The following is a 12215-nucleotide window of genomic DNA, read 5'->3' on the forward strand; positions in this document are numbered from 1 at the left end:
CAGGCGGGCTCTAACCTGATCTCGATGAAGCGCTGGCTGGTGTGGTGGGACGGCCGCGTCGTCCTGCTCGCGCTCGACGTCGCGGTGGTGGCGGCCACGATCGCGTTCAGCCTGCTCGGCGGCGACCCGCGCGACCAGCACCCGGCGCTCTACGTGCCCGCCGTGGTCTTCTCGGGGCTGGCCCTGATCGCGCGGCGGCGGTGGCCGTTCCCGGTGCTGCTGATCGCGGCGGTGTGCCTGCTGGCCGACGTGACGCTGCTGCCGGTGACCATCGCCACGTACTCGGTCGCCGCCCGCCACGGCGTCGGCTGGACCACCGGCGCCGCGGCGGTCATCGCCGCGGCCACCGGGAACGGCTTCGGCCTGCTGCGGCGGCCGGCGGACATCATGATGGTCGTGATCGTGCTGGGGTTGTTCGTCCTGGGCCCGGTGCTGGCCGGGCTGTGGATGCACCAGCGCGCCGCGCTGCTGGCCGTGCTGCGCGACCGCGCCGACGAAGCCGAGCGCACCCGGACGCTGCTGGCCGACCAGGCCGTCTTCGCCGAGCGACGGCGGATCGCGCGGGAGATGCACGACGTCGTCGCGCACCGCGTGACGGCGGTCGCGCTGCAGGCCGGCGCATTGTCGCTGCGCGCGCCGGACGAGCAGACCGAGCAGGCCGCCGAAACCATCCGGGCCACCAGCGCCACCGCCCTCGACGAGCTGCGGGGGATCCTGAAGGTGCTGCGCGACGACGCGCCGGCCGAGCAGATCAGCCCGGGTGTGCTCGCGTCGCTGGAGGACCTCGTCGAAGAGGTCACCGCGACCGGCGCGCGGATCGAGCTGACCCTGCCGGACCCGTTGCCGGCCGTGCCGGACCAGGTCGGGCGCGCGGTCTACCGGGTGGTGCAGGAGTCGCTGACCAACGCCGGGAAGCACGCGCCGCACACCGCGGTCGACGTCCGGCTGGCCGTCTCCGGCGACGGGCTGGCGGTCGAGATCACCAACCGGCTCACCCCGCACGGCAGCGCCGTGCCGGGCTCCGGCTACGGCCTGGTGGGCATGCGGGAACGGGTGGAGCTGGCCGGCGGCGCCCTGCGCACCGGCCCGACCGGCGACGGCCGGTTCCGCGTGCTGGCGGAATTTCCGGTGGAGGAGAACGAGTGACGGTCAAGGTCGTGCTGCTGGAGGACGAGGAGCTGGTCCGCAGCGGCATCCGGATGATCCTGGAGTCGGCCGACGACGTCGAGGTCGTCGCCGAGGACAGCACGGGCGCGCGGGCGGTGGAGCTGACCGACCGCCACCGGCCCGACGTCGTGCTCACCGACGTCGAGATGCCGAAGGTCGACGGGATCGAGGTGGTCAAGCGGCTGGCCGGGCACCCGGCGGCGCCGGCGGTGGTCGTCCTGACGACCTTCGACGTGGACGAGTACGTCTACGCGGCCCTGCGGCACGGCGCGGCGGGGTTCCTGCTGAAGGACACGCCGCCGCGGGAGCTGGTCAACGCGGTCCGGGTCGCGGCCCGCGGCGAGGCGATGCTGTCGCCGAAGATCACCAAGCGGCTGCTGACGGACTTCGCGTCCGGCGGCGGGTCTTCGCGGGCCCGCGCGCGGCTGGCGGAGCTGACCCCGCGCGAGCACGACGTGGCCGTCCACATCGGACGCGGGCTGAGCAACGCCGAGATCGCGAAGGCGCTGGTGGTCAGCGAGTCGACCGTGAAGGTCCACATCGGACACATCATGGCCAAGCTGGACGCGGCGAACCGGACCCAGGTGGCGATCCTGGTGCACGACGCCGGGCTCAGCTAGCCGACCGGCGCTCGAGCACCTTCAGCGCCTGCTCGCACCACCGCAGGTTCTCGTGCTCGAACGACAGCCCGCGCATCAGCGTCAGGTACGGCCCGACCCGCTCGGCCTCGGCGAGGTAGTCGTCTTCGAACCGGCCGTCGAGCAGGCGGGCGCGCAGCCGCTCGTAACGGGCGATCTTGTCCTTCGCCCGGGTCAGCCGCTCCTCGAGCGCGCGGCGGACGGCCGGTTCGTCACCCGCGTCGACCGCCTGGACCTGGACGAGCAGCTCGTCGCGGATCACGCCCGGGCGCGGGGTGTTCGCGGTGAACTCGCGCAGCGCCGCACGCCCGGCTTCGGTCAGCGAGAACAGGCGCTTGTCCGGCCGGCGTTCCTGGTGGACCAGGCGAGCCTGGAGCAGGCCGTCGGCCGCCATCCGGTCGAGCTCGCGGTAGAGCTGCTGCGGGGTGGCGGCCCAGAAGTTCGCGACCGAGGCGTCGAACCCTTTGGCCAGGTCGTAGCCCGACGCCTCGCCCTCGAGCAGGGTCGCCAGCAGCGCGTGGCGCAGTCCCGTACTCAACTAGTTGAGTGCTTCGCGTTGGATCTGGTCGAACTGCTTCGCCATCGCGTCGGCCAGCGCGTGCGCGGCCGAGAGCGGGCGGACCATCACGGTGAACTCGTCGATCAGGCCGGCTTCGTCGAAGTGCAGGAAGTCGCAGCCCTCGACCCGCGTGTCGCCGATCCGGGCCTCGAAGACGAGCGCGTGGTCGCGGCCTTCGCCGCCGCTGAGCTCGCGCACGTAGTGGAAGTCCTCGAAGACGCGCAGGACGCCACGCAGGATCGCGGCGGTGATCGCCTTGCCGGGGTAGGGCTTGAACGCCACCGGGCTGCGGAACACGACGTTGTCCGCCAGCGTCGCGGCCATGGCGTCGGGATCGCGGGCCTCGACGGCCTTGCGGAAGCTGGTCATGCCTCACCTCACCTAATCAACTAGTTGAGTAGAAGTGTACCGCTCGCCGACCCACAGCGTCACCACAGCTGTGCCACAGCCGGACTCGCCACGCTGGCTCAAGGTCGGACCAGGCGGAAGTCAACCGGCCTTTACCCGAACCCCGACTGCGGAAGGACAGGCATGGCACACGATCACGAAGGCCAGCGGGTCAGCAGGCGAAGGCTCCTCGCCGGCGTGAGCTCGGTCGGCTTCGGCGCGCTGGTCACGGCGTGCGCGGGCCGCGGCGACGCGGTGACGACGTCGACCGGGGAGACGGTCGCCCTGCAGGCGGTCACCGACGCGGACCTGACCGCCTTGTTCGCCGGCGCGCGGACCTGCACGCTCACCGCGTCCACCACGCAGGGCCCGTACTACTTCGACGCCGACAAGATCCGCAGCGACGTCCGCGAGGACAAGCAGGGCGTCAAGCTGCGGCTCGCGTTGCAGGTGCAGGACAGTGAGACGTGCCGGCCCATCCCGCACGCGGTGGTCGAGATCTGGCACTGCGACGCGGGCGGGCTGTACTCCGGCGCCGAAGCGGCCTCCGGTGGCGGTGGCACGCCGCCGACCGGCCCGCCGCCGACCGGGACCCCGCCCACCGGCGGCCCGCCGCCCAGCGGTGACCAGGACCTCGAACCCACCGACGACAAGCGGTACCTGCGCGGCGCCCAGGTCACCAACCAGCGCGGGGTCGTCGAGTTCACCACGATCTGGCCGGGCTGGTACCGCGGGCGGACGGTGCACGTCCACGTGATGGTGCACGTGGGCAACGAGAAGACGCTGACCACGCAGCTGATGTTCGACGAGGCGCTGAACGCGCGGGTGCTGGCGACGCAGCCGTACGCGCAGCGCACCGGCCGGGACACCTTCAACGACGGCGATTCCATCTACCAGCCGAGCATGCTGCTGAAGGTGACCCAGGCCCGCGACGGCTACGTCGGCTGCATCGTGCTGAACGCCGACCCCGACCACGACGGTGTCTAGCTCAGCAGTTTCGTGTACGGGCACCGGGTTTTCGCTCGTTCGACGAGCTGCGCGTCGGCACCTCGGAGTCCACCGCCGACGGTGACCGCGGTGGTGTGGAAGCCGGGCCCGCACGGGTGACACCGAGCCACCCGTGCGGCCCGGTCACGACCTCGCCGGTGGGTGTGCGTGCCGCGCAAACCCGCCGCCCCGCCCGCGGAACTCCCTCACGACCGGGTGGCCAGCCAGCCGTCGAGCGTGGTCTCCGCCAGGTGGGCGTCCGGGCCCGGCAGCAGGTCCTTCGGCCCCGGCACCGCGCCGAAATACGGCGCCTTCGAGTCGGTCACGACCTCGCGCGCGTCCGAGCGGGCCGTCAGCACGCGGCGCACCCACTCGTCCAGCCCGAACACCTCCGGGCCTGCCACCTCGGTCAGCCCGCCGACCGGCTGCCCGGCCGCGACCCGGCCGACCGCCGCCGAGACCTCGGCCGCGGCCATCGGCTGGACGCCCGCGCCCGGGAGGCGGACCTCGCCGTCGACCGTCGAGGTGTCCGCGATGCCGCCCGCGAACTCGAAGAACTGCGTCGCGCGCACGATCGAGAACGGCAGCCCCGACTCCGTGATCAGCTTCTCCTGCGCCACCTTCGCGCGGAAGTACCCGACGTCCGGCTGCCGCTCGCTGCCCACCACCGACAGCGCCACGTAGTGCCCGACGCCGGCCTCCTTCGCCGCGGCGACGAGGTTGCCGGTCGAGGTGGTGAAGAACTCCATGACGTCGTCGTCGGCGAACGACGGTGAGTTCGACACGTCCACCACGACGTCCGCGCCCTGCAGCACCTCCTTCAGTCCCTGGCCGGTGAGCGTGTCCACCCCGGTGCTGGGGGCGGCGGGCACCGCCTCGTGGCCGTGTTCGGTCAGGCGCGTGACCAGGGTCCGCCCGATCAACCCCGTTCCGCCGATGACGACGACCTTCATTTGGGTTCCTTCCGCTCGGCGCCCCCGGCCGGCCCGGGATGGCTGCACACCCCACTAGGACAAGACGGTGGGCGCGTTCGTGACAAGGGGCAGCTTCGCAGCCGACCACCGCCGCGTCGCGACCGCGGATCGGCCGGTCCGCGGTGCGCAGCCGGCCAGCGGCGGCCGACCGCCCGCGCCGCCGATCCACGAGCACGCCGAACGATGTTCCGCATCCCGCGGACCGGCGGGCGCCGCGGCCGTGATCCGCGGGTAGGCTGCCGCCCGAACTCCCACGGCCGAAAGGGATCCCGCACGCATGGAGGCCCGCCCCGACCTCGACGACGCGACCGCCGTCTTCGCCGAGGTGCGTCCCCGGCTGTTCGGCATCGCCTACCGGATGCTGGGCAGCGCCGCCGACGCCGAAGACCTCCTGCAGGAGGTGTGGCTGCGCTGGCAGAAGGCGGACCGCGCGGTGGTGCTCAACCCGGCGGCCTACCTGGCGACGACGACCACGCGGCTGGCGATCAACGCGACCAAGACGGCGTACGCCCGGCACGAGACCTACATCGGGCCGTGGCTGCCGGAGCCGGTCGACACTTCGGCCGATCCGCAGCTGGGCGCCGAGCGCGGCGCGGCGCTGGAGCTGGCTGTGCTGCTCCTGCTGGAGAAGCTGACGCCGACCGAGCGCGCGGCGTACGTGCTGCGCGAGGCGTTCGACTACCCGTACCGCCAGATCGCCGAGATCGTGCAGACGTCGGAGGTGGCGGCCCGCCAGCTGGTCAGCCGCGCGCGCAAGCACCTCGCGGCGGAACGGCGGACCCCGGCCCCGCTGCCCGAGCAGCAGCGCCTCCTCACGGCGTTCGTCGCGGCGGCCCAGGCGGGCGACTTGTCGACACTGGAGGAGCTCTTCGCGGCGGACGTGATCAGCTACTCCGATGGCGGCGGCGTGGCCCGCGCGTCCCGGATCCCGGTCCGTGGCGCGACGACGGTGGCGAAGTACGTCCGCGCGTTCCACGACCGCTTCTGGGTGGGTGTCACGGTGACGCCGTCGATGGTCAACGGCGCACACGCGATGCTGCTGTCCCGCGACGGCGAGGTGTTCACGGTGCTCACCGTGACCGCGTCGGCCGAGGGCATCGACCAGGTGCTGTGGCAGATGAACCCGGGGAAGCTCGCGGCCGTATAACGCCCTACACGGCCGCGCTCTTCGGCTCGTACTGCGCCCGCAGCGCCTTCTTGTCCGGCTTCCCGAGCCCCGTCATCGGCAGGGACTCCGCGACGATCACCTGCTTGGGCACGTGCACCGGCCCCTTCCGCTCCCGCACCGCCGCCTGGATCTCGCCGGTCAGGCGGTCGATGTCGGCCGGCGCGTCCGGGCGCAGGACCACCACCGCCGTCACCGCTTCGCCCCACTTGTCGTCCGGGGTGCCGATCACACCCACCTGGGCGATCGCCGGGTGCTCGGCCACCACGTCCTCCACCTCGCGGGGGAACACGTTGAACCCGCCCGTGACGATCATGTCCTTCACCCGGTCGACGATGAACCAGAAGCCGTCTTCGTCCTCGCGGGCGACGTCGCCCGTGTGGAGCCAGCCGTCGCGGAACGTCTCCGCCGTCACTTCCGGCAGGTTCCAGTAGCCGCCCGCCAGCAGCGGGCCCGCCACGCAGATCTCGCCCGGCTCGCCCCGGGGCACCGGGTTGCCGTCGGCGTCGAGCAGTGCCGTGCGCAGGAACGCCGACGGGCGCCCGCAGGACGACAGCCGCGCGTCGTCGTGGTCGGCCTTCGCCAGGTAGCTGATCGCCATCGGGGCTTCGGACTGGCCGTAGTACTGCGCGAAGATCGGGCCGAACCGGTCGATCGCCTCGCGCAGCCGCACCGGGTTGATCGACGCGGCCCCGTAGTAGACCGTCTGCAGCGACGACAGGTCGCGGGTGCGCGAGTCCGGGTGGTCCATCAGCGCGTAGAGCATGGTCGGCACCAGCATGGTCGCCGTGATGCCCTGCTCTTCGATGATCCGCAGCACCTCGGCGGGGTCGAACTTCGGCAGCACCACCAGCGAGCCGCCCTTGAGCAGTGTCGGTGCGAAGAACGCCGCGCCCGCGTGCGAAAGCGGTGTGCAGATGAGGAACTTCGGCGCCTCGGGCCACTCCCACTCGGCGAGCTGGATCTGCGTCATCGTCGCCATCGCCTGCGCGGTGCCCATCACGCCCTTGGGCTTCCCGGTCGTGCCGCCGGTGTAGGTGATCGAGACGACCTGGTCCGGCGGCAGGTCCGCCGGCGCGAGCGGCCGCGGCTCGAACCCGGCGGCGGCCGCCGTCAGATCCTGGCCGACGTGCGCCAGCGGCTCGGGCACCGGCCCGATCGTGAGCACCTGCGTCAGGCCCGGCACCTTCTCGAGCAGGCCGAGCGCGCGCTCGACGAACGCGGGCACGGGATCGATGACCAACGTGGTGATGCCGGCGTCGTTCAGGACGTAGGCGTGGTCGTCGAGCGAGCCCAGCGGGTGCAACGCCGTCCGCCGCGACCCCTGCATCTGCCCGGCGGCGATGACGAGGAGGACCTCGGGCCGGTTGAGCGACAGCAGCGCGACGGCCGCGCCCGTGCCGGCCCCGAGCGTCTCGAAGGCCTGGGCGTACTGGCTGACCTGCTCGGCCGTGCGGCCGCCGGTCATCGTGGTCTCGCCCAGCGTCATCACCGGCGCGTCCCGGTGGCGCTTCAGGGCGGAGACGACCAGATGCCCGAGGTGGTTCGGATACCGCATCGCCTGCTCGTCCATCCCGGTCCCTTCTCCGACAAAACTAGAACACGTTACTGTTCTGCGCACTATACCGGCCGGGCGCAAGGGGTGTTCCCGATGGAACGAGTTCCGATGTGCCGGTTGAACAGCGTTCGCACAGGCGGCCGGTCGCCGAACTGCCCCGGATCACCTGTTCGGCGGGGAGAACCGTGTCCGTCCACTTCGGACACGGGGTCGGGCGGCGGCGCACCGGCGAAACGACGCCGGAGTGCTCAGGTACCTGACAAGAGCCGGATCCGGGGCACTCACTCCGGAAGAACTCGGGTTTACCGGCCGAACCCTTGCGCGTGGCCGCTCGTTGGACGACTATCGCGTGACGTTCTGCACGTGCAAGCGCACGAGCAAAGGGGAGGTGCGGTGACCGAGGTGGCGCCGGCGATGGCCGGGACGACAGACGTCCCGAGCGACGCGGTCCTGATCGAGGCGGTGCGCGGCGGGGACATCGCCGCGTACGGCCGGCTCTACGACCGGCACCTGGTCGCGGCGCGCCGGGTGGCGGCCGCGATCGCGTCGGGCGAGGCGGAGCGGGACGACCTCATCGCCGAAGGGTTCACCCGCGTGCTGCGGATCCTGCGTGCCGGGGAGGGCCCGGACGAGGATTTCCGCGCCTACCTGCTGACCACGATCCGGAACACGATGATCAGCTGGCGCCGGCGCGACTCGGCCGTCTCGCCGGTCGCCGAGGTGCCCGACGTCGAGCCGGGTGAGAGCAGCGACGAGCCGGTGGACAGCCGGCTGCACGGCACCGTCGCCGCGGACGCCTTCGCCAGCCTGCCCGAGCGGTGGCGGGCGGTGCTGTGGCGGACCGAGATCGAGGGCCAGTCGCCGGCCAAGATCGCCGAGGACTTCGGGATGACGCCGAACAGCGTCGCCGCGCTGGCCTACCGCGCCCGCGAAGGGCTGCGGCAGGCCTACCTCGACCAGCACGTCCCGGAGGCCCGGCGGCGCAACTGCCGGGTCGTGTCCGGTCAGCTCGCCCGCTGGGTGCGTGACGGCGTCGGGGACCACAAGGCGCACCGGATCACGACCCACCTGGACCGCTGCGCGGACTGCCGGAAGCTGGCCACCGGCCTTCGCGAGCTCAACCAGGAGCTGCCCGCCACCGTCGCCCCGCTGATCCTGGGCCTGCCGGTCGCGGCGCACTGGCTGACCACCACCGGCACGGTCGCCTCGTCCGGGGCGGCCGCGAGCACCGGCGCGTCCGTGCTTTCCTGGGCCACGGCGGCGAAGGTGGCCGCCGCCAGCGCGGCGCTGGTCACGACGGTGACCATCGGCGCGAGCACGTCGGACGTGGCGCCACCGCCCCCGGCGACGGGCGCGGACGGCGCGACCTCGCAGCCGGTGGGCACGTCCCCGGCGACGCGGGCGGCGGCCGCGGGCGGCGACCAGGGGAGCACCGCGGGCCCGGCGCTGACGTCGGTCCCGGTGAGCACTCCGGACGAGACGGCGGCGGCCGCGGCGGAGTCGGAGGCCGCGCAGGAAACCGCGGCGGACGGCAAGCAGGCGGCCAAGGAGTCGAAGCAGGCCGCGAAGGAAGCCGCCAAGGAGTCCAAGCAAGCCGCGAAGGAATCGAAGCAGGCGGCGAAAGAGTCGAAGAAGGCCGAGAAGACCAAGCAGCCCGAGGGATGACCCGGCCCCGCGGCGGGGCCGGGTCACCCGCTCAGCAGGGCTGCAGCAGCCAGCAGAGCCGGTACTTCGCCTGATACGTCGCGCCCGTCGCCGGCGCGACGACGTTCTGCGTCCGCGCCCCACCGTGCGCCCAGCTCGTGAAGGCGTACTTCAGGTTGAGCGGCGGCAGGTTCTGCGGGCTGTCGGCGCTGAGCGAATTCGTCGAACCGGCGATCACCGTCCGGGAGAACGGCGTGCGCTGCTGGGTGCCGCCGACGGTGAGCAGCGCCTGGTTCGGGCTGGACGTGAAGTTCAGCGTCACCGTCTTCGGCTGCAGGTCGACGGTCTTGCTGCCGGTGCGGCCGGTCGAGTCCGTTGCGGTCAGGGTGAGCTGCAGGTACGACGGGTACTCGTGGTCCGGCGCGACGAACGAGCCCGCCGCGACGCCCGGGAAGTCCTGGACGTTGTGGGTGTGGCAGGTGCCGTTGGCCGCGCAGTGCCGGATCGCCAGCCGCCACGACAACGCCGAGGCCGGCAGTTCGCCGTCCTGGGCGTCGATCGCGCGGCCGGAGAAGGACACGGTCTGGCCCACCGACCACGTCAGGGATGCGGCCGGGGTGTCGATCACCGGCACCGGGTCCAGTCCGGCCGGGTTCCCGACCGTCACGCGCACCGTCGTGGTCGCCGTCGCGCCGTGGGAGTCGGTCACCCGCAGCCCGGCGTCGACCGCGGCCGCGCCCGTGTAGGTCCACGTCGGGTTCGGCGTCGCCGAGTCGTCGTACGCGCCGTCGGCGTCGAGGTCCCAGGCGTAGGACAGGGTGTCCCCGGCGTCCGGGTCGGTCGAACCCGTGCCGTCGAACCGGACGGCGAGGGGCGCGGGCCCGCTCGACGGCGTCGCCGTGGCCACCGCGACCGGCGGCCGGTTGGTGCCGCCGGGGTAGCTCACGCGCCGGAGCTCACCACTGCCCAGTGCGACGTAGAAGAGATCGCCGCCGGGCCCGGTCAGCACCTGGACCGGGGTGTTCGCCCCGGTCACGAACGGCACGAGGCGGCTCGGGCTGGGCTGGCCGTTCAGCGTCTGCATCGCCCAGACACAGCCGCGTGAGGAGTCGGCGAAGAACAGCGAGCCGGCATAGGCGGCCGGGTAGTTGCTGCCGGACTCGAACGCGATCCCGCTGATCGACGAGCCACCGGTGGGACACGGGTCGCCCGCGACGACCTTCGCGTTGTGGTTGTAGGCGTAGAACGGCGCGGTCTGGCCGCCCGCGGCGTACAGGGACTCGCAGCGGTCGAGGTTGGCGCCGTCGTAGCCGGCTTGGCGAGCGCTGCCTTCGAAGCAGGGCCAGCCGAAGTTCTCCGCGACGGCGTCGCCGGCGTCGGTGACGCGGTTGATCTCTTCCCAGGTGTTCCAGCCGACGTCGCCGGCCCACAGCTCGCTCGTGCCGGGCCGGAAGCCGAACCGGAACTGGTTGCGGGCGCCGTAGGCGATCACGCGGCGGGCGTTGGCGTCCGAGCTGCTCGCGAAGGGGTTGCCAGGCAGGCCGTCCCCGGTGTCGGGGTCGATGCGCAGCAGCGTGCCGTTGAGCAGCACCGGCTCCCCGGCGGGGCGGCGCGGGGACTGCGACCGCAGCGCGCCGCCTTCGGCGTTCGGCGGGGCGAGGTTCGTCCCGGCCGGCGAAGGCGGGTCGGCGCAGGGGTTTCCGACCTGGCCGTAGTCGGCGAAGTTGAAGCTGGCGCCGTCCCCGCCACCGGCGTACAGCGCGCCGTCCGGGCCGAAGGCCAGTGCGCCGACCGAGTGGCTGGGGAACTGCTGGCACCAGCCGGTGACCAGCGGCTTCTCGCTGACCGCGGTGCCGTCCGGGCCCATGGTGAGCCGGGAGACCCGACCGGTCACCACGCAGCCCTGGTCGGTCGCGCCGGGCGGCGTCGGGCAGGTGTCGCCCCAGCGCGGCGCGGTGCCGCCGGGTACGGCGTCGAGGGTGTAGGAGACGTAGACGTACGGCCGGGCCGGGAACGCGGGGTCGACGGCCAGGCCGAGCAGGCCGCGGTCCCAGAAGTCCTGGGTCGCGGTCCGCAGGTCGGCGAACACCGTCGCGGTCGGGTCGGCGAGGGAGTCGAAGACCTTGACCAGGCCGCTCTTTTCGGCGACGAAGACCCGCCCGTCGGGCGCGAACGCCGCGGCGGTCGGGGAGCTGAGGCCGCCGATCGCGACGGTGTCGACGAACCCGGTGGGCACGGCGGCCGCGGGGGTCGCGGCGACGACGGCCACCGCGAGGGCACCGGCCAGTGGAAGGACCACCGCCGTCGCGAGGGCACGTCGGGATCTTCGGAACAATCCGGGAAGCATCACACGAACTCCTGGTGCGCGGGGACAGGGTCTGCGTCCCCTATGGCGCGAGAAGTCCGAAAGGTGTTACACCGCAACGCGAAAGTGCACACGGATCGCGCAAACGCGGTGGCAGTGAATAACTCACCGGCGGTTCGACCATTCCCGCACCAGCGCGCGCTCGGCCTCGGTCAGCCGGGGCAGAACTTCGGCGAACGGCGCCGGGGAGTCGGTGAGGATTTCGCGCAGCACGGCTTCGCGCAGCGCCTCGCCCAGACCGGGATCGCGATCCTCGGGCTTGCGCGCGAGCAGCGTCAGGACCGCGCCGGTGCCGGCGGCGTGGATCAGGTCGACGGCACGCCGCTCCGGCACCCGCAGGCGGCCGGCTTCGGCGACGCGGTGGACCCGGGCGCGCAGCACCGCCAACCCGGCTTCGGTGGCCGGAGAAACGCGGCCGGGGGAGACGAGCAGGCCGAACAGCGCCGGATGGGCCAGGCCGAAGCCGAGGTGCGCGTCCCAGCCCGCGCGGAGGTCCGCGACCGGATCGTCGCCCGGCTCGGCGTGGGTCTTTTCGGCGACGTAGGTGGTGAACGCGTGCTCGGCGACCGCGTCCAGCAGCGCGGCCTTGTCCTCGAAGAACCGGTAGATCGCGGGCGCCTGCAGGCCCGCGGCCGCGGCGGCCGTGCGGATGGTGACCTCGCCTTCCTCGCGCAGCAGGCGCGCGGCGGTGTCGACGATCTTCGTGCGTGTCTCGTCCCGGCTCATGGTTCCGATGGTAACTCATGGTTGCTAACAGTGGTGCTAACGTGG

At 72.6% G+C, this 12215-nt stretch carries 11 protein-coding genes; 5 read left to right on the plus strand and 6 right to left on the minus strand.

What is annotated here, in order from left to right; genetic code table 11:
- Window positions 1-24: 24 nt before the first annotated feature.
- The gene (locus M8542_RS40475) at window positions 25-1146 is read left to right on the plus strand and encodes a sensor histidine kinase (protein ID WP_257925683.1); all 1122 of its coding nucleotides are present in this window, start codon (window positions 25-27) and stop codon (window positions 1144-1146) included.
- Window positions 1143-1787: a response regulator gene (locus M8542_RS40480; protein WP_257925684.1), complete on the plus strand. Its 645-nt coding sequence runs from the start codon at window positions 1143-1145 to the stop codon at window positions 1785-1787. The genes M8542_RS40475 and M8542_RS40480 overlap by 4 nt, the downstream gene beginning before the upstream one ends.
- Here M8542_RS40480 and M8542_RS40485 read toward each other — a convergent pair.
- Window positions 1780-2343, minus strand: coding sequence for a PadR family transcriptional regulator (locus tag M8542_RS40485; RefSeq protein ID WP_443642965.1), 564 nt, complete (start codon window positions 2341-2343; stop codon window positions 1780-1782). The two genes, M8542_RS40480 and M8542_RS40485, sit on opposite strands and share 8 nt — an antisense overlap.
- Window positions 2344-2733 carry a nuclear transport factor 2 family protein gene (locus M8542_RS40490; protein WP_257925685.1) on the minus strand — a complete coding sequence of 130 codons (390 nt, stop codon included), beginning with the start codon at window positions 2731-2733 and terminating at the stop codon, window positions 2344-2346.
- A 162-nt stretch (window positions 2734-2895) separates the two neighbouring features.
- Here M8542_RS40490 and M8542_RS40495 point away from each other — a divergent pair, with 162 nt between their 5' ends.
- Window positions 2896-3738 carry a peptidase associated/transthyretin-like domain-containing protein gene (locus tag M8542_RS40495; protein ID WP_257925686.1) on the plus strand — a complete coding sequence of 281 codons (843 nt, stop codon included), beginning with the start codon at window positions 2896-2898 and terminating at the stop codon, window positions 3736-3738.
- A gap of 206 nt (window positions 3739-3944) precedes the next feature.
- Here the strand turns inward: M8542_RS40495 and M8542_RS40500 are convergent, their stop codons facing one another.
- Complete coding sequence (locus tag M8542_RS40500) at window positions 3945-4691, minus strand: SDR family oxidoreductase (protein ID WP_257925687.1); 747 nt, start codon at window positions 4689-4691, stop codon at window positions 3945-3947.
- 298 nt (window positions 4692-4989) lie between these two features.
- On the opposite strand from M8542_RS40500, the gene M8542_RS40505 reads away from it, so the two are divergent.
- Window positions 4990-5859 (plus strand): RNA polymerase sigma-70 factor, encoded by an 870-nt coding sequence (locus M8542_RS40505; RefSeq protein ID WP_257925688.1) that lies wholly within the window; start codon window positions 4990-4992, stop codon window positions 5857-5859.
- 4 nt (window positions 5860-5863) lie between these two features.
- Here M8542_RS40505 and fadD8 read toward each other — a convergent pair whose 3' ends face one another.
- Complete coding sequence (fadD8, locus tag M8542_RS40510; protein WP_257925689.1) at window positions 5864-7450, minus strand: fatty-acid--CoA ligase FadD8; 1587 nt, start codon at window positions 7448-7450, stop codon at window positions 5864-5866.
- Between the two features lie 378 nt (window positions 7451-7828).
- On the opposite strand from fadD8, the gene M8542_RS50170 reads away from it, so the two are divergent.
- Window positions 7829-9100 carry a sigma-70 family RNA polymerase sigma factor gene (locus M8542_RS50170; RefSeq protein WP_308210325.1) on the plus strand — a complete coding sequence of 424 codons (1272 nt, stop codon included), beginning with the start codon at window positions 7829-7831 and terminating at the stop codon, window positions 9098-9100.
- A 31-nt stretch (window positions 9101-9131) separates the two neighbouring features.
- On the opposite strand, the gene M8542_RS40520 is transcribed toward M8542_RS50170, so the two are convergent.
- Together M8542_RS40520 and M8542_RS40525 are read right to left on the minus strand one after the other, a co-directional pair.
- Window positions 9132-11378: a PQQ-dependent sugar dehydrogenase gene (locus M8542_RS40520; RefSeq protein ID WP_257925690.1), complete on the minus strand. Its 2247-nt coding sequence runs from the start codon at window positions 11376-11378 to the stop codon at window positions 9132-9134.
- A 171-nt stretch (window positions 11379-11549) separates the two neighbouring features.
- A complete protein-coding gene (locus tag M8542_RS40525) occupies window positions 11550-12170 on the minus strand; it encodes a TetR/AcrR family transcriptional regulator (protein WP_257925691.1) in 621 nt (206 codons plus the stop codon).
- Between the last annotated feature and the right edge of the window lie 45 nt (window positions 12171-12215).

This window comes from Amycolatopsis iheyensis, from assembly GCF_024703995.1.
Classification (GTDB): domain Bacteria; phylum Actinomycetota; class Actinomycetes; order Mycobacteriales; family Pseudonocardiaceae; genus Amycolatopsis; species Amycolatopsis iheyensis.